Origin of the sequence: Streptomyces sp. NPDC096176 (assembly GCF_044763255.1) — a bacterium.
Classification (GTDB): Bacteria; Actinomycetota; Actinomycetes; order Streptomycetales; family Streptomycetaceae; genus Streptomyces.
Genome location: NZ_JBIWFV010000002.1, coordinates 579,259 through 605,738, shown reverse-complemented (window position 1 = coordinate 605,738; position 26,480 = coordinate 579,259). Strand labels below are relative to the sequence as shown.

Genomic DNA, 26,480 nt, shown 5'->3' with positions numbered 1-26,480 from the left:
GGGGGTCTCGTTGGTCATCCATCCTGCCGCACTCGACCTGCCGCATGCGCTCGTGGAGTGGGTCACCATGCTGATCATCACTCGTGAGGGCGACCGGCGCTGCAAGCTCCGCCCGTCCCAGCGCGCGATGGTGGCACTGGTGTACCTGCGCGAACACACCACTCTCGCGAAGATCGCCACCGGGTTCGGAATGAGCGAGTCCACCGCCCACGCCTACACCAGCGCGGTCATCGACCTGCTCGCCGCGCGTGCGCCGGGTCTGCTGAAGACACTGCGCGAGCACGAACCCGACTTCGTCCTTCTCGACGGGACCCTCGCCGAGTGTGACCGGGTCGGCGACGGCCGAGCCGACTACTCCCACAAACACCGGCGCCACGGCGTGAACAGGTCGTCACCGACCCCGGCGGCCGGCTGCTGTGGCTCTCGCCCGCCCTGCCGGGCCGCACCCACGACCTGACCGCCGCCCGTACCCACCGGATCATCCGGATCTGCGAGCGCCAGGGCGTTCCCATCGTGGCCGATCTCGCCTACCAGGGCGCAGGCCCGTGGCTGACCACCGGCATCAAGCGCAGGCCCCTGAAGGAACTCACCCCCACCGAAAAGACCCTCAACCGTGCCCTGGCCGCAGCACGAGCACCCGTCGAACGCGGCGTCGCCCGCCTGAAGTCCTGGCGGATCTTCCGCAGATCCCGCTGCAGCCCCAACCGCATGACGTCAATCGCCAAGGCCATCCTCACACTGGAGCTGCAACGCTGAAGAAGCTCACTGATCCGGAGCTCCGAGAAACTCGTGATCGAACTCGGCTACGGCCGGTCCGGCAGGCAGCGCCGCTGGGCTGATTGAAAGCGCTGGGTGCTGGAGGACATCCTGGGTGCTGTGCTCCGGGAGATCGAGACTCGAGCGGTGGAGGACGTCCAGCGCAAGGTTGTACCAGCGGCCGAGAGTTGCACACCTCCTGGACTGCACTGGCATGTCTTTCCCCGCAGCCCGCGCCTGTTGACTCAGCCAGGCACGCCGGGAAGGTGTCGGGCCACTCGGGCAGGTCTCATCCTGATGCCGCTGAGCCCTCGAGGAGTCTCCTGCGCTCCTGTCGTCCCACGACGAGGTGTCCATCGTGGCCGTTAGCATCTTCGCCGTCGTGCTGCTGGGCCTGCTCGTCTTCATCCTCGTCAGGAAGAGCGACCTCCATGTCGCCCATGCCGTCGTCTGCGGGCTGCTCGGTTTCTTCCTTGCCAGCAGTGGTACCGCACCCGGAATCAGGACCGGCGTTCAGAACGCCGTCCATCTGATCGGAAAGATCACCTTCTAGCGCCCCGGCGTCCGTGGTGGCGGGCATCTCGACACCCCGTGCCTCCTCTTCCGTCAAGGGTCGCCCGAGATTGGCCTCGATTTCCGCGTACTGGGTGTGGGTGTGCTCCAACGCAGCCCGCAACTGGGTGAGGGCGTCAGCCACGAGCCGGGTACCGCCTGCGGGAGCGGGGCAACCGCCTTGACCACAACTCCACCCGGTCGCCCCTGATCACCTCGGCGAACGTGGTCGGTCCTTGCTCGGTGTAATCATGAGTCAGCCGTAGCAGCCGGTCGATCGTATGATCCACATGGCCCAGCGTCGCGACCACGTGAAGCTGGCGGTCCGGCAGCCAGGAGCACTCCACGTCGCAAGGGCTCATGGCACGACCCTAGCGGCAGACTTCCCGATGCCCACGGCCATCTGACGGCTCGAGGTACGGGGGGCAGCCACCGTGTCCACGAACTTGGCCGGCTCGTCGAGCACCCCGATCGGGATTTCCGCTGCCCCGTCGGCATGACGCTTCACGAGGGCGCCCCGATCTCGGTGACGAGGTCAAGAGATGGGCCGCTGCCACACCGTCGTCATTGAGGCCGGTGTACTTTCCAGCCTGGCTGGCCGCCATGATCAGGTTCCCCAGGGACTCGACAGGGGCCTGGACGGCGCGGTTGTCGATCCGCACCGGGCGAACCGCATGCGGTGCGGCGGCTCCCTGATACTCCTCGGCCATCGCCTTCATGATGATCTCGGCGACGGCCTCCGGGGTCACCAGCTGGGCGGCTTGCTCGTGGTCCATGCCCACCTGCTGGGCCATGGTCTCGACGAGGTGAGCCTCGACACCCTGCACCGATGTCGACCCCACCACGACTCCGTGGGTCAGGAGCACGGCGCTCGTCTGCGTCACGAGGGTCTTGAACGGGAGGACGTCCATCAGATCTGCCACGACCCCCAGCCTAGAAGCGAGCGTTGGCGTGTTTCCACAAAACCGGTCTGCTCGCCAAGAAGCCTCGCGGGACCGTTCGACGGCGCTTCGGCGACTTCGCTGGAGCACCACTTTGCACAAGCTCTGCGCTCATGCGCTCCCCTCGCGCACCCCTTGGATTCGGTGGCACGAGCCGGGGAACTTCGTCGGCCGACGAAGGGGGGCGAGAAAAACAAAGCCCCAGGTCACGGTGAGTGAGTCCTGAGGCTTCTACAGAGCCGCCTTCGGGATTCGAACCCGAGACCTACGCATTACGAGTCAGCACGTGATCGTCCCGCTCTTGATCAACATGACCTGATTCTCGGGAACGTTGCAGGTCAGGGTGGGTGCGGGTGGCCCCCTCGCTCGGCCTTGCCGCATCGTTCCCGATCCTTCCGTTCCCACCAGGTTCCCATCCGTTCCGTGCGCTGGCCCCAGGAACGTGCTGAGCTGCAGCGTTGCTGGTCGGAGAGGGGGCCGAACTGGGGAGCTTCGCACCGGCATCGAGATGAACGCGGGCTCGCTTCCCCTGCGCCCGAGGTCGAGCCAGTGACCGTTTTCGCAGGTCAGCCGCGCACCGGTAGCTTAGCGTGCGCATACGAGCGTTGTGGCGGGTGCCACAGGAGCCACGTTCGGAGCGGCGACGTCAATGCGCCTCGGAAGGGGCGGCTGCCCGCGAGGGCGCGGGCAGGCGGTGAGACTCACTAGGGTGCTGGCACGCCGGGCACAGTTCGTGGCGGCCTTCCGTGGTGACCACGGTGCCCCATCCGCGGCACTCTTCGCAGTCACGAGTGAGGTCGATGTCCGCTCGTGGGGCTGGGGCGGGATCGATTCCCAGGGGTCAGTGGATGCCCGGGGAGATCCTGCGTCCGGCGACCCGTTTCGATCAGTCCGGTCCGGCGCCTACGCGTCGGTCCCGTAGGTCCCGTACTTCGGAAGGCCCGTCGACTCGTAGACGCGCACCGCAATTCCGCTCGGCGTCGTCTCGTTGTGCAGCAGGCGCAGGCCGGCCGGGGTGCCGCCGTCCGGGAACAGGTGTCGTCCGCTGCCCACGACCACCGGGGCGATCGCGAGCCGCAGCTCGTCGATCAGGCCGGCTGCCGGCAGGGACTGGCCGAGCCGGGCGCTGCCGTGGATCTGGAGCTCGCGGCCGGGCTGGCGCTTCAGTTCGGCGACCTGGGCGGGGATGCCGCCGGAAAGGATCGTGGTCGGCTCCCACCCAACCTTGGTCAGGGTCTGGGAGGCGACGTATTTCGGCGAGCCGTTCAGAATGCGGGCGTTCGGGTGGTCGGTCATCTCCGGCCAGTCCCGAGCGAAGTTCTCGTACGTACGGCGGCCGAACAGGAACGCGTCCGCCTTGCCGAGCGAGGTGGCGGCCACGCGGTCGAATGCCTCGTCCGGGTGCGGCACGAACCAGCCGCCCTGGGCGAACCCGTCGCTGGTGTCCTCGTCCGGGGAGCCGGGCCCCTGGGAGACGCCGTCCAGCGACAGGAACTCCTGCAGCACCAACCTCATTGCGCACCACTTCTCTCTCGGGCAGGGAGGCATCCGTCCCCGCCCTTTCAGACTTCGTGACGTGCGGTAACTCATCGGTCACCCCGCGGCGCATCCTCGGTCGATCAATACGACCGACGACCTGTTGAAGGAGCGTCCGGACCTGGCACCTCGGCGTCCGCCGGTCGGCATCGCACCTCGCCTGATTTTTCGTGGAGTACCACTGCTGAAGCTGACCGGACGGCCGGTGATTAAAATCGTCTCTCATGTCGAAGCCTGACGAACTGCTTGTTGACGTCGCCGCCCTGGTGGAGTCTGGGCACAGCAATCAGATGTCTCTGACAGTGGTCGCCGGTGGTGCTGTCATCACGGGTCGACTGGCTCCCGAAGTCGTCTGGAGGCAGCGGGTGTCGGAGGTTTTGGCGGACTCGGCCCGCCTGAGCGATTTCTCCGCCGTGTTCACCGCTGCGACGCACGGGGAGGGGCCGCCCAGGCATCTGCATTTCCATGTGGCGCGGATTTTGCAGGGTTCGGTGGGGATCCCGGAGACGGGCGGGATGTATCGCGTGGCGATCAAGGACGTCAGTGCCTGGACGATGGGCGACTTCAGCTACTCCGACCACTGACCCATTGCCGCACCGAGAAACCTCGGTACGCGGTGAGGGTCCGACCGGCGCACCCCGGTCGGACCCTCACCGCTGCTTTGACGCCGGCTCGCGCCCGCCCGTCGGTCAAGCGGCCACAGGGGCGCCGAGCATCGCGGAAGCCTGTTGGAGCGGGTCGAGAACGCGGGTGGGTGCGGGGGCCTGGGGAAGTTCGCGGCAGGTGAAGCCGAGCTGGGTCATGGCTCGGAGGACTTCGCCGGCGCTGAAGTCGCGGCGGTCCTGGCGTGTGATGACTTGGCCGACCTGTTTGACGGGGTAGGTGCGGCGGCCGATGATCACGGACTCGCCGGAAGCCTGCTCGGGCTTGATGCCCTTCATGGATTCCAGGACGCCGCTCTTGGTGAGGTCGAACGGGAAGCGGGCGATGACACAGCGCATGATGCCTCACAGGGAGAGGAACGAAGAGGGAGTGGTTCTGCCGCGGTTGAGGCGGTTCAGCGGGCAAGGGCGAGGACGCCCAAGGCGCTGCCGTGTTCGTCGACCACTGGCAGGGCATCGACGTGGCTGTAGCGCATCGCGTGCTCGGCTTCGGCCATGGTGGTCACGGGCGAGGTGAACGGTCCTCGGTCGCCGAGGATGTCCCGCAGCTGGATCCGGTCCGTGTACGTGGAGCCGTCACGGGCTGCGGTGAGCTGAGCCTGGGTGACCAGTCCGATACACAGGCCGCTGTCGTCGCAGACAAGCAGATGCCCGGTGCGGGCGCTTGCCATGACGCACAGGGCCACCTCGACGGTCATGTCGTCACAGACCTGCGGTCCGGCGGTGTTCATGGCGTCGGCCACCGTCCTGTGCACGGGGGTGGCACTCATCGAGCGGGGCTGCATCTGAACCAGCGTCAAAAGGTGCCTCCTGCAGTGGTGGGCCAGTTTCCTGATCACGAAGTTTCTAGGCCGCCGCGTCGAAGGAGGTCTGCCGCGCTGTCACGCGCCGGGCCGCCGAAGCGGGGCTGCGCCGGCCGCGTGAGGCCGCGCTGCGCTTACGCCGCTCGACTACCGGCGCGGTGATCGTCACGGGGATGCCGGAGGGGGCTTGGGCGCCGGTGATGCGGCCGAGTGCCTCTTCGCCGGAGCGGACCTGCGTGGTCTGGGGCACGATGCCGGCCGCGGCCATGAGGCGGGTCATGTCCCGGCGCTGGTTGGGGGTGACCAGGGTGACGACGCTGCCGGACTCCCCGGCCCGCGCGGTGCGGCCGCCGCGGTGCAGGTAGTCCTTGTGGTCGGTCGGCGGGTCGATATTGACGACGAGGTCGAGGTCGTCGACGTGGATGCCGCGGGCGGCGACGTTCGTGGCCACGAGCACGGTGACGTGTCCGGTCTTGAACTGGGTCAGGGTCCGGGTGCGCTGGGGCTGCGACTTGCCGCCGTGCAGCGCGGCGGCCCGCACCCCGCTGTTCAGCAGGTCTTGCGTCAGCCGGTCGACGGCGTGCTTGGTGTCCAGGAACATGATCACCCTGCCTTCGCGGGCCGCGATCTCGGTCGTCGTCCGGTGCTTGTCGGCGCCGTGGACGTGCAGCACGTGATGCTCCATCGTGGTGACCGCACCTGCGGACGGGTCGACGGAGTGGACGACCGGGTCGGTGAGGTAACGGCGGACCAGGCGGTCGACGTTGCGGTCGAGGGTGGCGGAGAACAGCATGCGCTGGCCCTCGGGGCGTACCTGGTCCAGGAGCGCGGTGACCTGGGGCATGAAGCCCATGTCGGCCATCTGATCGGCCTCGTCCAGGACGGTGATCGCTACCTGGTTCAGTCGGCAGTCACCGCGGTCGATGAGGTCCTTGAGCCGGCCCGGCGTCGCAACGACAACCTCGGCGCCGCCCCGCAGCACATTGGCCTGCCTGCCGATCGACATTCCGCCGACGACGGTCGCAAGCCGCAGCTTCACCGAGCGGGCGTAGGGGGTGAGTGCGTCGGTCACCTGCTGGGCAAGCTCACGCGTCGGCACGAGGACCAGGGCCAGCGGCTGGCGGGGCTCGGCGCGCTGCCCGGCGGTGCGGGCCAGCAGGGCCAGGCCGAAGGCGAGGGTCTTGCCGGAGCCGGTGCGCCCGCGTCCCAGGGCGTCGCGGCCCGCGAGAGTGTTGGGCAGGGTCGCACCCTGGATCGGGAACGGGACGCTCACGCCTTGCGCGGTCAGTGTGGCTAGCAGCTGCTTGGGCATGTCGAGGTCGGCGAACGCCTCGACCGCGGGCAGCGCCGGAGTGATCGTCTTCGGCAGGGCGAACTCACCCTGGACCGCGGCGGGCCGCCGGCCGTGGCCACCCGAGCGGCCCGGACCGCCGGAACGGGTCGGGGCGGGCGAGCCGAAGCGGGCGCCCCGCCTCGAACCGGCGCCGGACCCGAAAGCGGGGCCCTCGGTCCGGCGGGGGCGGGAGGAACGGCCGTTCGTACGTGTGGGGTTCATCGAGAACCTTCCTTGATACGGCGCGTATCAAGGAATTCCCGCAGCGAAAGAGCAGCGCGGGGAATCACAAGAACGAACCGAATGGAATGCGAAAAGGAATGTGGCTTGCAGTGAACCCGGTGCAGAATGCAAGCTATGAAATAGGTGACGTCATGTGGACGTGAAATCCCGGACGTCGACCGGTACAGCTCCGAAAAGGCGCGCACCCCTGAGGATGGAGCTGCGGGCAGTGTTGCCCCACAGGTGACACCGCTGTGGGAAATGTCCGTAGCTGGGGCCCGCACCCCGAGGGATGCGGGCCCCAGCTACGAAGTCCGCGTCGGCGTCAGGCGGGAACGATGTTCTCGGCCGTCGGGCCCTTGTGGCCCGCCGCGATGTCGAAGGTGACCTTCTGGCCTTCGAGCAGCTCACGGAAGCCCTCGGCGGCGATGTTCGAGAAGTGGGCGAACACGTCGGCGCCCCCACCGTCCTGCTCGATGAAGCCGAAACCCTTGGCCGCGTTGAACCACTTCACGGTGCCTGACGCCACGTCATATCTCCTTTGGGGCAGTACGCCGGGACCCGCGATGCGCGGATGCCGGGTCGCCGCGATGATGCCCCGTCCGGAAAAAGACCGGCAATACAAAAGCTTCCAATGGCCGGGAAATTCCGGCGAAGGAGCTTGCAAGTTTTTGGGAACCACAACTGCAACTGAGGTCGACGGTAGCACGAGGTAGCGGCCCATGTACGGTAAATAACTCCACTCCGTTGGCTGCCATAAAAACACTCCCCGCACTGCGGGTTAAACCCTCATCTCGCGGTCATAGATATTGCCCCACCCGGACCGTAGCGTTTCAGGAAAGGCGGGCGCTGCTCACGGCTCGGAGGGCACAACTGTCCCGGTGGCACCATCTCGCCCGGCGTCCGCCCGTGTAGCCGATCTCGACACAGATCGGGGGCGCGGTCAGGAGATGGCCAGAAAGATGGCGATGTAGTGCGCGGTGAAGGCTGCCACGGTCAGCGCGTGGAACACCTCGTGAAAGCCGAACCAGCGGGGTGAGGGGTCGGGGCGCTTCAGGGCGTAGACGACTGCGCCCGCGCTGTAGAGGAGACCGCCGGCCACGATCAGGGTGAGTACGGCCGCTCCGCCGGTATGCAGGAAGTCGGGCAGGTAGCGCACCGGTGCCCACCCCAGGGCCAGGTAGCACGGGGTGTACAACCAGCGCGGAGCTCCGACCCACAGGACCCGGAACGCGATGCCGGCCAATGCGCCCGTCCATACGATCCACAGCAGCATGGACCTCTGGTCCGGCGGCAGGAGAAGCACGGCCAGGGGGGTGCAGGTGCCGGCGATGATCAGGAAAATGTTGGCGTGGTCCAGACGTCGCAGAAGAGCCTCGCCGAGCGGCCCCCGGGTGCCGCGGTGGTAGAGGGCGCTCGTTGCGAACAGCAGCCAGGCGGTGACCGCGTACACGGCGCAGGCCCAGGCCGCCTGCGGGGTGCCGGCCAGGCAGATGAGTACGATGCCTGCGATCAGCGCGGTGGGGACCATTCCGGCATGGAGCCAGCCACGCAACCTCGGCTTGATCGGTTCTACCAGGTCGGCCGCCTGCTCCACCAGAGCGGCAACCGAGTGACCCTTTTCTCCTGCATCGTCACATTGTGGCCCGGGGGCCAGTCCGACTTCGCGGTGTTCTCCACACTCTGAGGCGACGTGGCCACATTCGACCTCAGCGGCGTCACGGCACATGGCTTCCCGTCCTCCCCCGGACTCCTGGGCGTCGCTGGCAATCATGCGCTCATGCTAAGAGACCTCACAGGACAGCCCCTTCGAGAGGTCGGCCTGAAATCCAGGCCCAAGACGCCGGGCCTGGGCTGTTTCTCCGCCGTGTGTACTCCGGTCTTCTTGGTCCCGCCGATGGGCCCCCGAGGCTGAGTAGATCGGCCGATCGTGGGAAAGATCAGGGCTTCCGAACGGGCACCACTGCTCGCCTAGCCGCAAGGATCGCCGATGCTTCCTGAAGTCCGCCCACACGTATCCGCCCCCCTCACAGACCAGTTGGAACTCCAGTTGGGTCTGGCTCCAGACCTCGAAGCCAGCCACCTCGATGTGGAGCGCGTCGCCGGCATCGCAGTCGTCGCAGCTGCTCACTCCGGTGGCTACGCGGCCATCGGTCATCTCCTCGGGCTGCTGGCCGCGCTCCCTGCTCCCACCGAGGCAGGCGAACGCTTCTGGTTGGACCTGTGGAGGTCTTCGGGTGCCGCCTACCTGCTACCCGCCAACATCAAGGCTGAGGTGCTTCAATCCCTGGCAGGCGAAGGAACCGCCCTGGCCCGACAGATCCTCTCGGCTGTCGATGAGATGACCCCGCCCCAACGCGTCGCGGCCGGGGAGGTGATCGGTCAAGCCCTCGCCGAGTCCGACCACCTTCCCGACCTCAAGACACAGGTCATCGGAGAACTATGGCTCCGAGATCTCGAACTCACCGCCTGGCGCGTGCTGCACGCCGACGGCAGGTCGGACGACCCCGCTGGACGCAAAGCCTTCCTCGAAGCCTGGAAGAGTGTCTGAACGTCTGCTCCGCCGTCCTGCGGGATGGAGCTGAAGCTCTTCTCCGCGTTGAACCCCTTCACGGTTCCCGTAGCCATGTCTCATGCCGTCCAGCCGGTGTACGCCTCCCGCACCGTGCGGGAGGCGGAGGTGATCGCCTTGGTTCCTGTGGCACGGACAGCAGAACGCCCACGCCGTAGACGTGGGCGAAGGGGACCTTCCGAACCATGACAGCCAGCCCGGACGGGACATGTCCGCACCCTGCCACCATGGGAGACGACCCTGCGTCACACCCTGACACGTGTGTGCGAGGACCCGCCGGTACCCGGCGGGCGCGCTGCCTCAAGCCACGGGCGGTCCCGCCGATTCGGCGGTGCGGCGGTATTCGGCGTTGATGCGCTGGGCTTCCTCGAGTTGGTCTTCGAGGATGACGATGCGGCAGGCGGCCTCGATGGGGGTGCCCTGGTCGACGAGTTCGCGGGCTCGGGCGGCGATGCGCAGTTGGTAGCGGGAGTAGCGGCGGTGGCCGCCTTCGGAGCGCAGTGGGGTGATCAGGCGGGCTTCGCCGACGGCGCGGAGGAAGCCCTGGGTGGTGCCGAGCATCTCGGCGGCCCGGCCCATCGTGTAGGCGGGGTAGTCGTCGTCATCGAGACGGCTGAATGAATCGTCTGCTGTCATTGCACCTCTCTGTGGAACGCGTGGAGGGGCCTTGGTGCCGTACTGGCACCAAGGCCCCGAAGGAACTGCTACACCATCTGCCGGCCCTAGTGCCGCGCCGGCCTTCTGTGTCCGCACGCCCACCCGGGAGAGGGCAGGGAATGCGGGGATCGCGGTTGCTTGACCGGAGACCACCTCACTATCGATGTCCTGCGGTACCCGGACTCAAGACTTCCGCCCGGGCGATCCTGATGGCGCCTGGCTCCTCCGTTCTTCCCTCGGTGATCAACTACTTACCAAGCAGGGGACTGCGTACTGCTGGTACTGCTCTACTGCGAACTGCTGGTGATGCGAACTACCCAGTGGCCTGCGACAGCGCCACTCTTCGGCAGCCAGCCCCGTCGCCCGTCCTGCGTCTGCTCTGGCTTAGAACCCCACTGCCGAACTTCCCGGTACGCGCGCCCGCAGCCGACGCCTTTACCGAGGTGCTGCTCACTGACTTCACTGCTGGGTACTGCGCACTGCACTTACGGGTACTGCACTTGCGTTAACTGCGGTACTGCTCACGGCGGCCCCTGATCACTGCGGGCCACCCGGTCCGGCCGTCAGTCCCGTCGCCGTCCTGCAACAACCCTGGCTTCGGAACTCCACCACCGCACCGTCCTGCGAACTGCAACTACGTACTGCTGCCCGGCAGTTCGTCTCTGCCAGGCCCTGCTGTCTCTCTGGGCTACGAGAGAAACCATAACCACACCGCCGCCCAATGTCTACTCCGGCCGACATAGATTTCCGCGAGTTCGGCAGGGAGGTAATCGACCTCGAACAGCGACGAGGGCAGGCGCGAGGCCGTCACTGCCGACGGGTTAACCGGCCGCAGGCCGGGGCACAAGCCCAGGCAGACTGGACCGGGCATTGACGACAGAGACCAGGGTGACCTGATGGACACGATGAGCGTCAGCGTCGCAACCGTCCGCTCCGCCACATCCGTCGCCGGGCGAACGCCGCAAACGCGGCCTCGGACCGGAAGCGGCCCGGGTGCGACCAGCTCACCAGGATCTGACCCGCGCTGATCGGACCCACGCCGGGCAACCGCAGCAGCTTGGGCGCCATCGCCTCGACCAGTACGACGATCTCGGCCTCCAGCTCCTCCGCCTCCGCTCACAACGCCTGGACCCGAACGGCGGTGGACCGCCACGCGCGGTCATCCGGGGCTCGATGGTCTGGATCTGCCGCTCCCGGAGCTTGGCGCAGTGCTATATCACCGCCTTGCGGCCCTCGCCGCGCAGCTCGGCCCGCAGGTCCTCGGGCGCGGACACGATCAGCGCCTTGAGGTGATTGATCGCCGTCGCGCACGAGGTGACGGCGCCCTGACGGGTGGCCAGCAGGACCCGCAGCGCCTCGCGTTCGCCGCGGCGACGCGGGTGAATCAGGCGCTCGGCGGTCAACGCCTCCAGTCGGCATCAGGCTACCCTCGGCCCGTCTTCGACTAGCAAGAATCCAGACATAGAAGACTTATCGGAGAATCGCCGCTCCCAGGGCGTTCCCATCTGGGCGCAGAAAAAGCCCCCCACGATCTTCGCGGGGGGCTTTCAAGGCTCTGACCTGGGCTTTCTTGAGCCGCCTTCGGGATTCGAACCCGAGACCTACGCATTACGAGTGCGTTGCTCTGGCCAACTGAGCTAAGGCGGCAAGCTGCGGATGCACGCGTCCTCGCGAGACACGCTCTCATCAGCAGCGGCGCCAAGTCTACAGGGTTCTTCAGGGTGCCCCGAACCACCTCCCGCGGCACCCTCCGGCACTCGTCAGCAGCGCTTGCCGTCCTCGGGGGCCTTGCCCTCCAGGAGGTAGGTGTTGATCGCCGTATCGATGCAGTCGCTGCCCCGGCCGTAGGCGGTGTGGCCGTCGCCGTCGTATGTCAGCAGCCTGCCCGACGACAGCTGGTCCGCCAGGCTCTGCGCCCACTTGTACGGGGTCGCCGGGTCGCGGGTGGTGCCGACGACCACGATCGGGGCCGCGCCCTTCGCCTCGATGCGGTGGGCCTTGCCCGTGGGCGGAGTGGGCCATTGCGAGCAGTTCATGGCGGCCCAGGCGAAGCCGCGGCCGAAGACCGGGGACGCCTTCTCGAAGTCGGCGATGCCGGCGCGCACCTCGGCAGGGGCGGTGAAGGCGGGTGGGAGATCGAGGCAGTTCACGGCCGCGTTGGCGAACATCAGGTTCGCGTACGAGCCGTCCGTCTGGCGCTCGTAGTAGCTGTCGGCCATGGCCAGGAGCGCGGCGCCGTCGCCGTTCTGCGCGGCGCCCAGGGCCGAGCGCAGCTGGGACCACGCGCCGTCGTCGTACATCGCGGCGATCACACCCGTCGTGGCCAGCGACTCGCCGAGTTCGCGTTCCTCTCCCGTCGGCACGGGCGACGCGTCCAGCTTCGCGAAGAAGTCCTTGAGGCGGGCCGTCGCGTCGGCGACCGACTCCTGGCCGAGGGGGCAGTCCGCCCGCTTGATGCAGTCTGCGGCGAAGGACTTGAACGCGGTCTCGAAACCGGCCGTCTGGTCACGGTTGAGCTCGCGGGCGGGGAGAGCCGGATCCATCGCTCCGTCGAGTACGAGGCGACCGACCCGCTCGGGGAACAGCTCGGCATAGGTCGCGCCGAGGAAGGTGCCGTACGAGGCGCCGACGTATGTCAGCTTCTCGTCGCCCAGCACCCCCCGCAGGACGTCCATGTCACGGGCGGCCTCTGTGGTCGAGACATGCGGCAGGACCTTGCCGGAGCGCTTCTGGCAGCCGGCGGCGAAGTCCTTGAAGGCCTTCTCCAGCGCGCCCGCCTCCGCGGCATCGTCGGGGGTCTGGTCGACCTGGGTGTAGGCGTCCATTTCGGGGCCGGTCAGGCATTCGACCGGTTCGCTGCGGGCGACGCCGCGCGGGTCGACGGCGACCAGGTCGTACTGGGCGCGGACCGAGGCGGGGTAGCCGATGCCCGCGTACCCCTGGAGATAGCCGATGGCGGAGCCGCCGGGACCACCCGGGTTCAAGAGCAGGGAGCCGAGACGCTTGCCCGGGCCGGTGGCCTTCACGCGGGCCACAGCGAGCTTGATCGCTTCGCCGTCCGGCTTCGCGTAGTCCAGCGGAGCCTTCATGGTGGCGCACTCGAAGCCGGGCACGCCACATGCCCGCCACTTCAGCTTCTGGCCGTAGTACGGCTCGAGGGCAGCGGCAGGAACAGGTCCGCCGGCTGCTCCCGCGGCGTCGGAGGCAGGCCCATCGGGCGACAGGCTTCCGCCGCTGCAGCCGGAGAGAAGCAGGCCGGCAGCGGCCAGCGGGATGGCGAAGGTGTGGAGCAGGCGCCTGGTGTCCATGCAACGGAGCGTAACGGCAGCAGGCTGTCGATGCCGGTAACCGCTCGTACGGGTGAGCCGGTCAATCCGATCGTGATCACGGTCGCGCCGGATGCGTCAACCCGACAGCCCGAGCGTGACCGCCGTCGCGCCGGATACGCCAACCAGGCAGCCCGGGCGTGACCGCCGTCGCGCCGGATACCTCAACCGGCCCGGAGTGCGACCGCCATCGCCTCGACCGCGAGCAGCGGCGCGACGTTGCGCTCCAGTGCCTCCCGGCAGGCGACAACGGACTCTATGCGGCGCAGCGTCGCCTCCGGCGTGGAGCTTCGGGCGATGCGGTCCAGCGAATCCCGTACGTCGTCGTTGGCGAGCGCGACCTGCGACCCCATCTGAAGTGCCAGCACATCCCGGTAGAAGGCGGTCAGGTCGGTGAGGGCCAGATCCAGGGTGTCGCGCTGCGTCCGGGTCTTGCGGCGCTTCTGCCTGTCCTCGAGCTCCTTCATCGCGCCGGCCGTCCCCCGCGGCATCCGGCCGCCCGGGGCTGCGCCGAGAGCAGCCTTGAGGTCGTCGGTCTCCTTGACGTCCACGTCGTCGGAGACCTGCTTGGCGTCCTCGGCGGCCGCGTCGACCAGCTCCTGGGCAGCCCTGAGGCAGCCGCCGATGTCCTCCACGCGCAACGGCAGTTTGAGAACGGCGGCCCGCCGGTCCCGCGCACGCTCGTCGGTGGCGAGCCGACGCGCACGGCCGATGTGGCCCTGTGTCGCACGGGCGACGGATGTCGCGAGGTCCGGCTCGATGCCGTCCCTCCTGATCAGCACGTCGGCCACGGCGGCCGCCGGAGGAGTGCGGAGCGTCAGGTGGCGGCAGCGGGACCGGATGGTGGGCAGCACGTCCTCGATGGACGGCGCGCACAGCAGCCAGACGGTACGGGGAGCCGGTTCCTCCACGGCCTTCAGGACGGCGTTGGCCGACTTCTCGTTCAGCCGCTCGGCGTCCTCGACGAGGATCACCTGCCAGCGCCCGTTCGCCGGCGAGGTGAAGGACTTCCGCACGGTGTCACGCATGTCGTCGACGAGGATCTGCGTGCCCACGGCGGCGATCGAGCTCACGTCGGCGTGGGTGCCGATCAACGCCGTGTGGCAGCCGTCGCAGAAGCCGCACCCGGGCACGCCGCCCAGAGCGCGGTCCGGGCTGGTGCACTGCAAGGCCGCCGCGAAGGCACGCGCGGCGGTGACTGTGCCGGATCCCGGAGGCCCGGTGAACAGCCAAGCGTGCGTCATCTTCGAAGCGGCGGGAACGGGCTCCCCCTGTGCATGGGCGGTGACATGCGCGTCGGCGTCACGAGCGGCGGCGGCCAGCTGCTCCTGCACTCGCTCCTGGCCGACCAGGTCGTCCCACACGGCCATGTGCCGTCACCGCCCTTTCGTGCTGCGATCTCCCATTGTGGGGGAGGCCACTGACAGCGCGGCCCGCGCCGGCCTTCCCGGTCTTCTCCGGAGTCGGGAGCCGGGCCCGACCGGCCCGGCACTGCAGCGCCCGCAGAGTCGCCGCCGAGGGGCCGGAGCCTCGCACCGTGCCGGTCGTCACCGACGACCGGCACTCCGGAACCGCGCCGCCCGAGTGTCAGCCGCGTCGGCCGCCCCGCCCGTCGCCTCGCTCGTCGTCCTCGTGCGGGCCGAAGAGTTCGTCCGCCAGAGTCGGCAGATCGTCGAGCGGCGTCTCCTCCGCCCAGTCGGAGCGGTGGCGACGGCGGTCCGCGGCAGGGTCGACCTGCGGGAGCTCCGCCGTACGCTCGTTGCGGCTCTCACCCGTCCCGCGCCCCGCGTGACGCGGCTCCTCGCGCTCGTCGCGGAAGATCCCCCGCGGCACCCGGTCCGTCGGAGCGGACGGCCCCGCGTCCCGTACCGGAGGCATGACCGCCGTCTCGTCTGCCGCACGGGCGTCCCGCACCGGCGGCAGCGTGGTGGTCTCGGCCTCGTCCGGAACCTTCGGGAGCACGCTCGTGGCATCGGACGACCCGCCCGGCATCGGGACCTCCTGCGTGATGTCGTCCGGCTTCACGACCGGGGTCGGCACCGTGATCTCGGACGCGGAAGCCGCCGACGCGGCGGCAGCAGACGCCGCGGCCGCCTCCGCCGCTGCCCGGCGGGCCTCCTCGGCGCGCAGCAGTGCCTCCTCGGCCTTGCGCTGCTTCTCCAGACGGCGTTCCTCCGCCTCGGCGCGCAGCCGGGCCTCTTCCTCGGCCTGCTTGCGGAGTCGTTCCTGCTCCGCCTGGCGCACCTTCTCCTCGGCCTCGCGGCGCAGCCGCTCCTCTTCGGCCCGTCGGCGTGCCTCCTCGGCGCGCTGCCTGGCCTCCTCGGCCTGCCGCTCGGCCTCGCGCTGCCGCGCCTCCTCCAGCTCGCGGCGTTTGCGCTCCTCCTCCTCGGCGCGGAGCTTGGCGAGCTGCTCCTGGCGCTCGCGCTCGAGGCGCTCCTCCTCGGCCTTGCGCGCGGCCTCTTCCTCGACCTTGCGGCGGGCTTCCTCCTCGGCCGCCTTGCGTGCCTCCTCCCGGGCCTTGATCTCGGCTTCGGACAGGGGCAGCAGCTGGTCGAGCCGGTGCCGTACAACGGTGGCGACGGATTCGGGCTCCTGGCCGGCGTCCACGACCAGGTAGCGGCCCGGGTCGGCAGCTGCCAGCGTCAGGAAGCCGGAGCGCACCCGCTGATGGAACTCCGCAGGCTCCGACTCCAAACGGTCGGGCGCCTCCGTGAAGCGTTCCCGCGCGGTCTCGGGCGAGACGTCGAGGAGCACGGTCAAATTCGGCACGAGACCGCCCGTCGCCCACCGGGAGATCCTGGCGATCTCGGTCGGCGACAGGTCGCGGCCGGCGCCCTGGTAGGCGACGGACGAGTCGATGTAACGGTCGGAGATGACGATGGCGCCGCGCTCGAGCGCCGGGCGGATCACCGAGTCGACGTGCTCCGCGCGGTCCGCCGCGTACAGCAGCGCCTCCGCGCGGTTGGACAGGCCGGCGCTCGACACGTCGAGCAGGATCGAGCGCAGTCGCTTGCCGACCGGTGTTGCGCCCGGTTCGCGGGTGACGACCACGTCGTGGCCCTTGGCGCGGATCCACTCGGCGAGGGCCTCGACCTGGGTGGACTTGCCGGCGCCGTCGCCGCCCTCGATGGCGATGAAGAAGCCGTTCGCGGCCGGGGTCTGCGCCGGGTCGGCTCCGCCGCGCAGGGCGTCGCCGAGGTCACGCCGCAGCGGTACACCGGACCGGTCGTCCGTCTTGGCGAGGACGATCGCGGCGACCGGCAGCAGCAGCGCGCCGACGAGCATCAGCGTGAACGCCGCACCGCCGTGCGCGAAGACGAAGTCGCCGCTGGCGAGCCGGTGCGGGCCGATCGCGGCGGCGAGCAGCGGGGCGGCGACAGCGGCCAGTGCGATCGACACGCGGACGACCGCTTGGAGGTGCGAGGTGATCCTGGGCCGCCGGAAGTCCTCGGTCTCCTGGTCGATGAGGGCGTGGCCGGTGTTCGCGGCGACACCCGCCGCGAGGCCGGCAACCGCCGCGATGAACAGCACGGTGGCCGTGTCCGGCACGAGGCCCATCGCGAGCAGCGCGACTCCGGTGACGGCCAGCGCGAGGACGAGCAGACGGCGGCGGGACAGCGAGGGCAGTACGGCTCCGGCTCCGCGGATGCCGACGCCCGTGCCACCGATGAGCGCGAGGATCAGCAGGGCGAAGGCCGCGGGTCCGGCGTTGAGGTCGACTGCATGCAGGACGGCGACGGCCGCAGCGGAGGCGATGGCGCCGGTGACCGCCGCGCAGGCAATGACGAAGAGAGGTATGGCGCCGGTGCGGCCCTTGTCCAGGCCATTGCCGGCGGACGGCCTGCGCAGGCCCTCGAGCGGCGAACGCGGCCTGGGTGTCTGCGAGCCGGGCAGTTCCACGAAGTACAGCGTCGAGACGGACGCGGCGAACAGCCCCGCCGCGAGGTAGGACCCGAGGGCCGCCTGGTGCAGCGAGAACCACTCGATCCCGGAGCCCAGCAGGTTACCGATGAGCGTGGTGACGAGCAGCACGGCGGCCGCGGCCGGAATGACGGCGAAGCCGGTGCGCAGCCACAGCCTGCGCAGCGCGTCGAGGTGGTCGGGGAGCGGCCGCACCGCCGCGCCCTCCAGCGGCGGGGCAGGCAGCAGGGCGGGTGCCGCGCCCTCGCGGGCGACGGTCCAGAAGCGCTCGGCGACGCCGGTGAGGAAGACGGTGACGAGCAGCACGGCGAGCGCGTTGTCGGGCGTCCAGTCGATCCACAAGGGTGCGACGACAAGAAGGGCCAGTCGCAGCCCGTCGGCACCGATCATGGTCCAACGCCGGTCGAACGGGCCGTTCGGCGCCGTGAGCGATGTCATCGGACCGAGGAGCACGGCCCCGAAGATCAGGGTGGACAGGACGCGGGCGCCGAACACGGCGGCGACCGCGAAGGCCGCCCCCCGGTATCCGCTCCCGAACGAACCCGATTCCACCGCCGCCTGCAACGACAGCAGCAGAAGCACAAGGACGGCGAGCGCGTCGCCGATGCCGCCGATCACCTGTGCGTTCCACAGGCGCCTCAGCGGTGGGTGGCGCAGCAGGGAGCGCACGGCCCGCTCACGTGAGTCCGCGGCAAGTGCGTCGGAATCCGATGCGTCTGAGGCAGTCTCTGAAGCGGTGCTCATGACCGCCTGCTGCTCGGCTGGCTGCTCGGCTCGCGTCATTCGGCCAGCCTATCCGGAGCGGAGTGCTCCTCGGAGGGGTGTCCGAACATACGGGCGCTTTGTGGCAAGGGTGTGAAGGTCCCCTGCCGCAAAGCGCCCGTGTGACAACCGGTCCCGCAGGCCCGTTCCCGGGCCCCGGTGGCTACTCCTCGGCCGACGCGGCCGTCTTCTTCGCCGCCGTCTTCGCAGTCGTCTTCTTGGCCGCGGTCTTGGCGGTCGTCTTCTTGGCCGTCGTCTTCTTGGCCGTCGTCTTCTTCGCGGCGGTCTTCTTCGCCGCCGTCTTCTTCGCCGGAGCCTTCTTCGCCGTCTTCTTGGCAGGTCCCTTGGCGCGCTTCTCGGCGAGCAGCTCGTAACCGCGCTCCGGCGTGATGTCGTCCACGCTGTCGCCGGTCCGCAGCGTGGCGTTCGTCTCGCCGTCCGTCACATACGGGCCGAAGCGGCCGTCCTTGACGACGACAGGACGCTCGCTGACCGGGTCCGTGCCCAGCTCCTTCAAGGGCGGCTTGGCGGCGGCGCGGCCACGCTGCTTGGGCTGGGCGTAGATCGCCAGCGCCTCTTCGAGCGTGATGTTGAAGAGCTGCTCCTCGTTCTCCAGGGAGCGCGAGTCCGTGCCCTTCTTCAGATACGGGCCGTAGCGGCCGTTCTGCGCCGTGATCTCGACACCCTCGGCGTCGGTGCCCACCACCCGCGGCAGGGACATCAGCTTCAGCGCGTCCTCGAGGGTGACCGTGTCCAGGGACATGCTCTTCAAGAGCGACGCCGTACGCGGCTTCACCGCGTTCTTGCCGGTCTTCGGGGTGCCCTCGGGCAGTACCTCGGTGACGTAGGGGCCGTACCGCCCGTCCTTGGCGATGATCTGGTTGCCGGTGACCGGGTCGGCGCCGAGCTCGAAGTCGCCGCTCGGCTTGGCGAGCAGTTCCTCCGCGTGCTCGACGGTGAGCTCGTCGGGAGCGAGGTCCTCAGGGACGTCGGCGCGCTGGTGGCCCTCCGCGTCCTTCTCGCCACGCTCGACGTACGGGCCGTAGCGGCCGACGCGCAGCACGATGCCGCTGCCGACGGGGAAGCTGGAGATCTCCCGGGCGTCGATGGCGCCCAGGTCGGTGACCAGTTCCTTGAGGCCACCGAGGTGGTCGCCGTCGCCGTTGCCGGCCTCCGAGGCGACGCCCGCGGCGTCGCCCTCACCGAAGTAGAACCGCCGCAGCCACGGCACGGCCTGCGCCTCGCCCCGGGCGATGCGGTCGAGGTCGTCCTCCATCCGCGCGGTGAAGTCGTAGTCGACGAGTCGGCCGAAGTGCTTCTCCAGCAGGTTGACCACGGCGAAGGACAGGAACGACGGGACGAGCGCCGTCCCCTTCTTGAAGACGTAGCCGCGGTCGAGGATGGTGCCGATGATCGAGGCGTATGTCGACGGGCGGCCGATCTCCCGCTCCTCGAGCTCCTTGACCAGCGAGGCCTCGGTGTAACGCGCCGGCGGCTTGGTGGCGTGGCCGTCGACCGAGATCTCCTGAGCGGACAGCGCGTCGCCCTCGGCCACCTGCGGGAGGCGCCTCTCGCGGTCGTCGAGTTCCGCGTTCGGGTCGTCGGCGCCCTCGACGTAGGCCTTCATGAAGCCGTGGAAGGTGATCGTCTTGCCGGACGCGGTGAACTCGGCGTCACGGCCGTCGGTGCCCCGGCCGCCGATCTTGACCGTGACGGAGTTTCCGACCGCGTCCTTCATCTGGGAGGCGACGGTCCGCTTCCAGATCAGCTCGTAGAGCCGGAACTGGTCGCCGGTCAGTCCGGTCTCGGCGGGCGTGCGGAAACGATCGCCCGAAGGCCGGATCGCCTCGTGCGCCTCCTGCGCGTTCTTGACCTTTCCGGCGTAGGTGCGCGGCTTGTCGGGCAGGTAGTCGGCACCGTAGAGCTGCGTGACCTGCGCACGGGCCGCCGCGACGGCCGTGTCGGACAGCGTGGTGGAGTCCGTACGCATGTAGGTGATGAAGCCGTTCTCGTACAGCTTCTGCGCGACCTGCATGGTCGCCTTGGCCCCGAAGCCGAGCTTGCGGGACGCCTCCTGCTGCAGCGTCGTCGTACGGAACGGCGCGTACGGCGAGCGGCGGTACGGCTTGGACTCGACCGAGCGGACGGCGAACGAGGCGCCCTCGAGCGCGGTGGCCAAGGACCGGGCGTTCGCCTCGTCGAGGTGGAGCACCTGGTCGGACTTGAGCCGGCCGTCGGAACCGAAGTCACGGCCCTGGGCGACGCGCTGCCCGTCGACCGTGTTCAGGCGGGCCGTCAGGGTGGAGGGATCGGAGGCGTCTCCGGCCCGGCCGGTCGAGAACGTGCCGGTCAGGTCCCAGTACTCGGCGGAGCGGAACGCGATGCGCTCACGCTCGCGCTCGACGACGAGCCGGGTCGCGACGGACTGCACACGGCCGGCGGACAGCCGCGGCATGACCTTCTTCCACAGGACCGGCGAGACCTCGTAGCCGTAGAGACGGTCGAGGATGCGGCGGGTCTCCTGGGCGTCGACCATGCGCTTGTTGAGCTCACGCGGGTTCGCGACGGCGTCACGGATGGCGTCCTTGGTGATCTCGTGGAAGACCATGCGGTGGACGGGAACCTTGGGCTTCAGGACCTCGAGGAGGTGCCACGCGATGGCTTCGCCCTCGCGGTCCTCATCGGTTGCGAGGTAGAGCTCGTCGGATTCGGCGAGCTGCTCCTTGAGCTTCCTGACCTGGGCCTTCTTGTCCGCGTTGACGACATAGATCGGCTGGAAGTCGTGTTCGACGTCGACGCCGAGGCGCCGCACCTCACCGGTGTACTTCTCCGGCACCTCGGCGGCGCCGTTCGGCAGGTCGCGGATGTGCCCGACGCTCGCCTCGACGACATAGCCGGGGCCCAGATAGCCCTTGATCGTCTTCGCCTTGGCAGGCGACTCGACGATCACGAGTCGGCGGCCGCCCTGTGCGGTCTCGCTGGTCGGGGACAACTTCGCTCTTCTCTCCGGTCGACGCTCGGTGTGCGCTCACGGTAGTGCGGCAGGCGGTGGTCCAAGCCTCGCCGTGCAGCCGTGACGCTGCTGTCGCTGCGGAGTGTGACGGTACAACCCGCCCCCGTGTCAAACGGCAAAAGCCCGCAACGGCCACTCGAACGGTAACCCGACTCCAGACATTCCTGCCGCCCGGACCCGGCAGGTCGCCATGCGGGCGCCGCGTCACAGGCGGCCGAAGCACCAGACCGCGAGGGTGAGGAACGCCGCGCCGAAGATCGTCCCGAAAGCGACGGCCGTGGCCGGGCTCACTCCGTGGGCGACGGGCTCGCGATGCATCAGGCGCATCCAGGTCCATGCCAGCAGCCCGCCCCCGAACAGTGCGAATGCCGCTCCGGCGAAGATCGCAGGCCCGCTCTCCATGCCCGTACCCGGTCCTTCCTGGTGCCGATGTCCCCCGTGCAGGGCGAGGCTGGCACCCCCGGGCGTCGTCGGCACGAACTCCGGGTGAACGCCGCATACGGTTCACCCGCGCGGTCGCCGGAAACGGGTCGCAAATCGAACATTGGCCGGATTTCGGTGCCGAATCCCGTCACCGTCCCGTTCACCGAGGGGTCGGCTCGAGGAAGCCCTCCTCCACCAACAGCCGTAGGGCCTGCGGCGTGCGGTCACGCAGCAGGACCGGGTCCTCCTCGATCAACTGGGCGATGGCGTCGAGAATCTGCCCCGCGCTCAGCCGGCCGTCGCACGCCCCCGAGAAGCCGGCGCCGACCGTGTCCACCTTGGTGGCGCGACGCATGCCTCGGTTCTGACGCAGGACCACATGCTCGGGGTCCTCGGCGCCGGGCAGGCCGACCTGCTCCTGCATGACCTCGTCGGCCAGCACGAAGTGGTCGGCGAGCAACGCCGCGTCGTCGTGCGAGCGCAGATACTCCTGCCGATCGAAATGCGCGACGACGCTCTCGCCGAGCGGCTGCTCGACGGGGTGCGGCCATTCCTCGGCGACGACCGAGGGGCGATCGGACCCGGACTTCCTCAGCGTGATCCACCCGAAGCCGACGGCCTTGGCCTTGCGCGCCTCGAACTCGTCCAGCCACGCGTCATACCGGGCGGCGTACTGTGCGGGATCGACGCGATGGTCCCCGCTGTCGCGCAGCCACAGCTCGGCGTACTGCGTCACGTCCTGCATCTCACGCTGCACGATCCAGGCGTCACAGCCGCGCGGCACCCAGGAACGCAGCCGCTCCTGCCAGTCCTCCCCCTCCACGTGCAGCCAGTTGGCGAGGAACTGGGCGTATCCCCCGTCGTTGAGCCTGTCCCCCGCCTGCTGAACGAGCGAGCGGCACAGATCGTCCCCGCTCATCCCGCCGTCCCGGTAGGTCAGCCGGGCTCCGGGAGAGATGACGAACGGCGGGTTCGACACGATCAGGTCGAACGTGTCGGAGCCGACGGGCTCGAACAACGAGCCCGCGCGCAGATCGGCCTCCCTCGCACCGGACAGGGCGAGCGTGAGCCGAGTGAAGTGCAGGGCCCGCGGATTCAGATCGGTGGCCGTCACGCGGGTCGCGTGCTGAGCGGCATGCAGCGCCTGGATGCCGGAGCCGGTACCCAGGTCGAGCGCGGACTCCACCGGCGTACGGACCGTGATCCCGGCCAGCGTCGTGGACGCACCGCCGACGCCGAGGACGACCCCCTCGCCCCGACCGCTCGCGCCGCCCGCTCCGCCGACCGCACACCCGAGGTCGGACACGATGAACCAGTCCTGGCCCTCCGGCCCGCCGTACGGACGGACGTCGACAGCGGCACGCACCTCGTCCCCGTCGTGTACCACCCAGCCGTCGGCAAGGCACTCCTCCAGGGGCAGCGCGGCTCTCGCCTGCTCCTGGGGGACGGCGCACTGGAGCAGGAACAGCCGCACCAGCGCCTCCAGGGCGCTGTCCCCGCGAGTGGCGCGCAGGGCGGGCACGGTCTCGCTGCGGGCGAGCGCCGCGTAGGCGGGCGCGCCGAGCAGATCGAGCAGCCCGTCGGCGGTGAACGCGGCGGCGAGAAACGCCTCGCGGAGCCGGGGCGAGTGGTCGGGCACGGGAAGGCTGGTCGTACTCACCCGCCCATTGTGGCCGCCGCCACTGACAATCGCCGCACGACCCGGGCTCGTAAGCCCTGCCCGTCGGCTGCCGGGCGGCTTGCGGCGTTCGGGCTTGCGAAGCGTCCCGCCGGTCAAGTCTCGCCGGAACCGGTCAGGCGTTGCCGTCGGACGCGGACGCACCACCGGCGGGGTTCGACGTCTTGGCCCGCTGGCAGCCGGGCTGCTTGGCCATGGCCTGGCCCAACTCACCGGACTGCAGCTTCGCCAGAGCCGCCTGGTCCATGCGCTCGATCTTCTTCAGCCCGTCCGCCACGGTCTGCAGACCGTCCGCGAACTTCTGCTGGTTCTTCGGGTCGAGGTCGTCGACCTTCTTCTTCAGGTCGAGGTAGGCGGCAGCGGTGGAGTCGAGCTCCTTGACCGCGTCCTGTTGGAGCTTCTCCCCGTTCTCGACCGGCGGCACGCCCGCGTCCCTGACCGCCTTGGCGAGCGCCTTGTCCGCTGCGGCGATGTCGGCGAACGCCTTGGAGTCGGCGGCCTGGATGTCGGCCGGCTTGCCGTCCGCCGCCGTCGAGATGATGGTCTGCTGGGCGTCGGCTCTCTTCTTGATCTGCGGCTGCGCCTGGTCGCAGACCTCCTTCGCCCAGGCGTTCACCTTCTCCTCGCCGTCGTCACCGCAGCCCGACAGCGCCAGTACCAGTACCGCACCGCCGGACAGTGCGGCTGCAAGCTTCTTGTTCACCGGATTGGTCCCTTCCAAGGCTCTCGGCCCCGGAACATACACGCCAACTGGGCGACATCCGCGTGTCGTGCGACCCATTCATGGGGTATTGAATCCATTTGTACCAAGGGAGACAAGGCTCACCCGCGCCCCCGGAACACACACGGACGGGCGGGCGACGCATCAATGTGCGCCGCCCGCCCGTCCGTTGATCCTGTGTCAGGAAACCACCGCCGGATCGGCCGGCTTCGCGTTGCGCTCAGCGGTTCCGCTTTCGTCGTCGACAGCGATGCCGCGCCGCTTCGAGATGTACACGGAACCGACGATCACGAGGATCGCCAGCACCGCGATCACGGCCCGCACTCCCGGGTTGGAATCGTCCCCGTAGCTGAACTGGATGATCGCGGGCGCGATGAGCAGCGCCACCAGGTTCATCACCTTCAGCAGGGGGTTGATGGCCGGGCCCGCGGTGTCCTTGAACGGGTCGCCGACGGTGTCGCCGATGACGGTCGCGGAATGGGCCTCGCTGCCCTTGCCGCCGTGGTGGCCGTCCTCGACGAGCTTCTTGGCGTTGTCCCACGCACCACCGGAGTTGGCGAGGAAGACGGCCATCAGGGTGCCGGTGCCGATCGCTCCCGCGAGGAACGAACCGAGAGCGCCGACGCCGAGTGAGAAGCCGACCGCGATGGGGGTCATCACGGCGAGCAGCCCCGGTGTGGTCAGCTCCCGCAGAGCGTCCTTGGTGCAGATGTCGACGACGCGTCCGTACTCCGGCTTCTCCGTGTAGTCCATGATCCCGGGGTGCTCGCGGAACTGCCGCCGCACCTCGTAGACCACCGCACCCGCAGAGCGGGAGACGGCGTTGATGGCCAGTCCGGAGAAGAGGAAGACGACCGCGGCACCGAGGACGAGGCCCACCAGGTTGTTGGGCTGCGAAATGTCCATCACCAGGTTCATCGGCGCGCTGTCGCCCAGCTTCTGGCCCACCTCGGCCGCGGCTGTCGAGATGGCGTCGCGGTACGAGCCGAAGAGCGCCGCGGCGGCGAGCACGGCCGTGGCGATCGCGATGCCCTTGGTGATCGCCTTGGTGGTGTTGCCCACGGCGTCCAGGTCGGTCAGGACCTGGGCGCCGGCGCCGGTGACATCACCGGACATCTCGGCGATGCCCTGGGCGTTGTCGGAGACCGGACCGAAGGTGTCCATCGCCACGATCACGCCGACGGTGGTGAGCAGACCCGTGCCTGCCAGTGCCACCGCGAACAGCGCCAGCATGATCGACGTACCGCCGAGCAGGAAGGCCCCGTACACGCCGAGACCGATCAACAAAGCGGTGTAGACGGCCGATTCGAGACCGATGGAGATACCGGCCAGGACCACGGTGGCGGGGCCGGTCAGGGACGACTTGCCGATGTCCCGCACGGGGCGCCGGTTGGTCTCCGTGAAGTACCCGGTCAGCTGCTGGATCAGCGCCGCCAGAACGATACCGATGGCGACGGCGACAAGTGCCAGGACCCGCGGGTCCCCGTCGTGCGCCCGGACGGCAGCGTCACCGACGCCGTCCAACTCGGCGTACGAGCCGGGCAGGTAGGCGAAGGCGGCGATGGCCACCAGCGCGAGCGAGATCAGCGCGGAGATGAAGAAGCCGCGGTTGATCGCGGTCATCCCGCTGCGGTCGGCGCGCCGCGGGGCGACCGCGAAGATGCCGATCATCGCGGTGACCACGCCGATCGCCGGGACGATGAGCGGGAAGGCGAGTCCGGCGTCACCGAACGCCGCCATGCCGAGGATGAGGGCCGCGACGAGGGTGACGGCGTACGACTCGAAAAGGTCGGCCGCCATGCCCGCGCAGTCACCGACGTTGTCGCCCACGTTGTCGGCGATGGTGGCGGCGTTGCGTGGGTCGTCCTCGGGGATGCCCTGCTCGACCTTGCCGACGAGGTCGGCGCCGACGTCGGCCGCCTTGGTGAAGATGCCGCCGCCGACACGCATGAACATGGCGATGAGGGCCGCTCCGAGGCCGAAGCCCTCGAGCACCTTCGGCGCGTCCGCCGCGTAGACGAGTACGACGCAGGAGGCACCCAGCAGGCCGAGGCCCACCGTGAACATGCCGACCACGCCTCCCGTGCGGAAAGCGATCTTCATTGCCTTGTGCGCGACGGCTGTCAGGTCCTTTTCCGGCTCGCCTTCCGCCGGTGTGGCCTCACGCGCGGCCGCGGCCACACGCACATTGGCCCTTACGGCAAGACGCATGCCGATGTATCCGGTGGCCGCCGAGAAAAGCGCACCCACCAGGAAGAACACCGAGCGCCCGGCCCGCTGCGCCCAGTCGTCGGCCGGGAGCAGCATCAGCAGGAAGAACACCACTACGGCGAAGATGCCGAGAGTGCGCAGCTGCCGAGCCAGATAGGCATTCGCACCTTCCTGTACGGCGGCCGCGATCTTCTTCATGGAATCGGTGCCCTCGCCTGCGCTCAGCACCTGGCGCACCAGGAGCTGGGCCACGACGAGCGCCGCCAGGGCGACGACCGCGATCACAATCACGATCAGTCGGTTGTCATCCGTGAGTACCGCGGCTGCGAGAGAAGTGGGGTGATCGATCAGTTCTGGAGTGAAGAGCCCCGCCATTCGTCCTCCTTGACGT

General features: G+C 69.1%; 21 protein-coding genes, 1 tRNA gene and 1 pseudogene. 4 read left to right on the top strand and 19 right to left on the bottom strand.

What is annotated here, in order from left to right:
• The first annotated feature begins 10 nt into the window (after window positions 1-10).
• Together ACIQ7Q_RS08005 and ACIQ7Q_RS08000 are read left to right on the top strand one after the other, a co-directional pair.
• Window positions 11-756: pseudogene (locus ACIQ7Q_RS08005) on the top strand (transposase family protein).
• 358 nt (window positions 757-1,114) lie between these two features.
• A complete protein-coding gene (locus ACIQ7Q_RS08000; protein ID WP_403857739.1) occupies window positions 1,115-1,309 on the top strand; it encodes a hypothetical protein in 195 nt (64 codons plus the stop codon).
• A gap of 370 nt (window positions 1,310-1,679) precedes the next feature.
• Here ACIQ7Q_RS08000 and ACIQ7Q_RS07995 read toward each other — a convergent pair whose 3' ends face one another.
• Together ACIQ7Q_RS07995 and ACIQ7Q_RS07990 are read right to left on the bottom strand one after the other, a co-directional pair.
• A complete protein-coding gene (locus ACIQ7Q_RS07995; protein ID WP_403857736.1) occupies window positions 1,680-2,231 on the bottom strand; it encodes a hypothetical protein in 552 nt (183 codons plus the stop codon).
• A gap of 921 nt (window positions 2,232-3,152) precedes the next feature.
• Window positions 3,153-3,764, bottom strand: a complete 612-nt coding sequence (locus ACIQ7Q_RS07990; protein WP_403857733.1) for a dihydrofolate reductase family protein — start codon at window positions 3,762-3,764, stop codon at window positions 3,153-3,155.
• A gap of 245 nt (window positions 3,765-4,009) precedes the next feature.
• Between ACIQ7Q_RS07990 and ACIQ7Q_RS07985 the strand changes: the two genes are divergently transcribed.
• Window positions 4,010-4,369, top strand: a complete 360-nt coding sequence (locus ACIQ7Q_RS07985; protein ID WP_403857730.1) for a hypothetical protein — start codon at window positions 4,010-4,012, stop codon at window positions 4,367-4,369.
• A 105-nt stretch (window positions 4,370-4,474) separates the two neighbouring features.
• On the opposite strand, the gene ACIQ7Q_RS07980 is transcribed toward ACIQ7Q_RS07985, so the two are convergent.
• The 5 genes from ACIQ7Q_RS07980 to ACIQ7Q_RS07960 form a co-directional block, all read right to left on the bottom strand.
• Entirely contained in the window at window positions 4,475-4,786 is a 312-nt protein-coding gene (locus ACIQ7Q_RS07980) for an SCO5918 family protein (protein WP_403857727.1), read from the bottom strand.
• 56 nt (window positions 4,787-4,842) lie between these two features.
• Window positions 4,843-5,247 (bottom strand): CBS domain-containing protein, encoded by a 405-nt coding sequence (locus ACIQ7Q_RS07975; protein ID WP_403857724.1) that lies wholly within the window; start codon window positions 5,245-5,247, stop codon window positions 4,843-4,845.
• Window positions 5,248-5,293: 46 nt separating this feature from the next.
• Window positions 5,294-6,805 carry a DEAD/DEAH box helicase gene (locus tag ACIQ7Q_RS07970; protein WP_403857721.1) on the bottom strand — a complete coding sequence of 504 codons (1,512 nt, stop codon included), beginning with the start codon at window positions 6,803-6,805 and terminating at the stop codon, window positions 5,294-5,296.
• 325 nt (window positions 6,806-7,130) lie between these two features.
• On the bottom strand, window positions 7,131-7,334 hold the full coding sequence (locus ACIQ7Q_RS07965; protein WP_403857718.1) for a cold-shock protein: 204 nt from the start codon (window positions 7,332-7,334) through the stop codon (window positions 7,131-7,133).
• 414 nt (window positions 7,335-7,748) lie between these two features.
• Window positions 7,749-8,534, bottom strand: a complete 786-nt coding sequence (locus ACIQ7Q_RS07960; protein WP_403858011.1) for a hemolysin III family protein — start codon at window positions 8,532-8,534, stop codon at window positions 7,749-7,751.
• Window positions 8,535-8,795: 261 nt separating this feature from the next.
• On the opposite strand from ACIQ7Q_RS07960, the gene ACIQ7Q_RS07955 reads away from it, so the two are divergent.
• A complete protein-coding gene (locus ACIQ7Q_RS07955; protein ID WP_403857715.1) occupies window positions 8,796-9,356 on the top strand; it encodes a hypothetical protein in 561 nt (186 codons plus the stop codon).
• Between the two features lie 321 nt (window positions 9,357-9,677).
• On the opposite strand, the gene ACIQ7Q_RS07950 is transcribed toward ACIQ7Q_RS07955, so the two are convergent.
• The 12 genes from ACIQ7Q_RS07950 to ACIQ7Q_RS07895 all read right to left on the bottom strand — a co-directional run bounded on the left by ACIQ7Q_RS07950 (window position 9,678) and on the right by ACIQ7Q_RS07895 (window position 26,464).
• On the bottom strand, window positions 9,678-10,013 hold the full coding sequence (locus tag ACIQ7Q_RS07950; protein WP_403857712.1) for a MerR family transcriptional regulator: 336 nt from the start codon (window positions 10,011-10,013) through the stop codon (window positions 9,678-9,680).
• 933 nt (window positions 10,014-10,946) lie between these two features.
• On the bottom strand, window positions 10,947-11,102 hold the full coding sequence (locus ACIQ7Q_RS07945; RefSeq protein ID WP_403857709.1) for a transposase: 156 nt from the start codon (window positions 11,100-11,102) through the stop codon (window positions 10,947-10,949).
• Window positions 11,103-11,245: 143 nt separating this feature from the next.
• Entirely contained in the window at window positions 11,246-11,437 is a 192-nt protein-coding gene (locus ACIQ7Q_RS07940) for a hypothetical protein (protein ID WP_403857707.1), read from the bottom strand.
• A gap of 170 nt (window positions 11,438-11,607) precedes the next feature.
• Window positions 11,608-11,681: transfer RNA gene (locus tag ACIQ7Q_RS07935), tRNA-Thr, on the bottom strand.
• Between the two features lie 113 nt (window positions 11,682-11,794).
• On the bottom strand, window positions 11,795-13,342 hold the full coding sequence (locus ACIQ7Q_RS07930; protein WP_403857704.1) for an alpha/beta hydrolase: 1,548 nt from the start codon (window positions 13,340-13,342) through the stop codon (window positions 11,795-11,797).
• A 182-nt stretch (window positions 13,343-13,524) separates the two neighbouring features.
• Complete coding sequence (locus ACIQ7Q_RS07925) at window positions 13,525-14,730, bottom strand: DNA polymerase III subunit delta' (protein ID WP_403857701.1); 1,206 nt, start codon at window positions 14,728-14,730, stop codon at window positions 13,525-13,527.
• 217 nt (window positions 14,731-14,947) lie between these two features.
• Entirely contained in the window at window positions 14,948-18,064 is a 3,117-nt protein-coding gene (gene tmk, locus ACIQ7Q_RS07920) for a dTMP kinase (RefSeq protein WP_403857697.1), read from the bottom strand.
• A 142-nt stretch (window positions 18,065-18,206) separates the two neighbouring features.
• On the bottom strand, window positions 18,207-21,035 hold the full coding sequence (topA, locus tag ACIQ7Q_RS07915; RefSeq protein WP_403857693.1) for a type I DNA topoisomerase: 2,829 nt from the start codon (window positions 21,033-21,035) through the stop codon (window positions 18,207-18,209).
• Between the two features lie 225 nt (window positions 21,036-21,260).
• A complete protein-coding gene (locus ACIQ7Q_RS07910) occupies window positions 21,261-21,458 on the bottom strand; it encodes a hypothetical protein (RefSeq protein ID WP_403857690.1) in 198 nt (65 codons plus the stop codon).
• A 181-nt stretch (window positions 21,459-21,639) separates the two neighbouring features.
• Complete coding sequence (locus tag ACIQ7Q_RS07905; protein ID WP_403857687.1) at window positions 21,640-23,139, bottom strand: methyltransferase; 1,500 nt, start codon at window positions 23,137-23,139, stop codon at window positions 21,640-21,642.
• Window positions 23,140-23,272: 133 nt separating this feature from the next.
• Window positions 23,273-23,860 (bottom strand): small secreted protein, encoded by a 588-nt coding sequence (locus ACIQ7Q_RS07900; RefSeq protein WP_403857684.1) that lies wholly within the window; start codon window positions 23,858-23,860, stop codon window positions 23,273-23,275.
• 198 nt (window positions 23,861-24,058) lie between these two features.
• Window positions 24,059-26,464 carry a sodium-translocating pyrophosphatase gene (locus ACIQ7Q_RS07895; protein WP_403857681.1) on the bottom strand — a complete coding sequence of 802 codons (2,406 nt, stop codon included), beginning with the start codon at window positions 26,462-26,464 and terminating at the stop codon, window positions 24,059-24,061.
• Between the last annotated feature and the right edge of the window lie 16 nt (window positions 26,465-26,480).

Bases quoted from the DNA above. Each gene is read 5' to 3' on its own strand.
- ACIQ7Q_RS07990 (WP_403857733.1), bottom strand. From the start codon at position 3,764: ATGAGGTTGGTGCTGCAGGAGTTCCTGTCGCTGGACGGCGTCTCCCAG.
- ACIQ7Q_RS07985 (WP_403857730.1), top strand. From the start codon at position 4,010: ATGTCGAAGCCTGACGAACTGCTTGTTGACGTCGCCGCCCTGGTGGAG.
- ACIQ7Q_RS07980 (WP_403857727.1), bottom strand. From the start codon at position 4,786: ATGCGCTGTGTCATCGCCCGCTTCCCGTTCGACCTCACCAAGAGCGGC.
- ACIQ7Q_RS07970 (WP_403857721.1), bottom strand. From the start codon at position 6,805: ATGAACCCCACACGTACGAACGGCCGTTCCTCCCGCCCCCGCCGGACC.
- ACIQ7Q_RS07960 (WP_403858011.1), bottom strand. From the start codon at position 8,534: ATGTGCCGTGACGCCGCTGAGGTCGAATGTGGCCACGTCGCCTCAGAG.
- ACIQ7Q_RS07955 (WP_403857715.1), top strand. From the start codon at position 8,796: ATGCTTCCTGAAGTCCGCCCACACGTATCCGCCCCCCTCACAGACCAG.
- ACIQ7Q_RS07950 (WP_403857712.1), bottom strand. From the start codon at position 10,013: ATGACAGCAGACGATTCATTCAGCCGTCTCGATGACGACGACTACCCC.
- ACIQ7Q_RS07945 (WP_403857709.1), bottom strand. From the start codon at position 11,102: ATGGCGCCCAAGCTGCTGCGGTTGCCCGGCGTGGGTCCGATCAGCGCG.
- ACIQ7Q_RS07930 (WP_403857704.1), bottom strand. From the start codon at position 13,342: ATGGACACCAGGCGCCTGCTCCACACCTTCGCCATCCCGCTGGCCGCT.
- ACIQ7Q_RS07925 (WP_403857701.1), bottom strand. From the start codon at position 14,730: ATGGCCGTGTGGGACGACCTGGTCGGCCAGGAGCGAGTGCAGGAGCAG.
- tmk (WP_403857697.1), bottom strand. From the start codon at position 18,064: ATGACGCGAGCCGAGCAGCCAGCCGAGCAGCAGGCGGTCATGAGCACC.
- ACIQ7Q_RS07910 (WP_403857690.1), bottom strand. From the start codon at position 21,458: ATGGAGAGCGGGCCTGCGATCTTCGCCGGAGCGGCATTCGCACTGTTC.
- ACIQ7Q_RS07895 (WP_403857681.1), bottom strand. From the start codon at position 26,464: ATGGCGGGGCTCTTCACTCCAGAACTGATCGATCACCCCACTTCTCTC.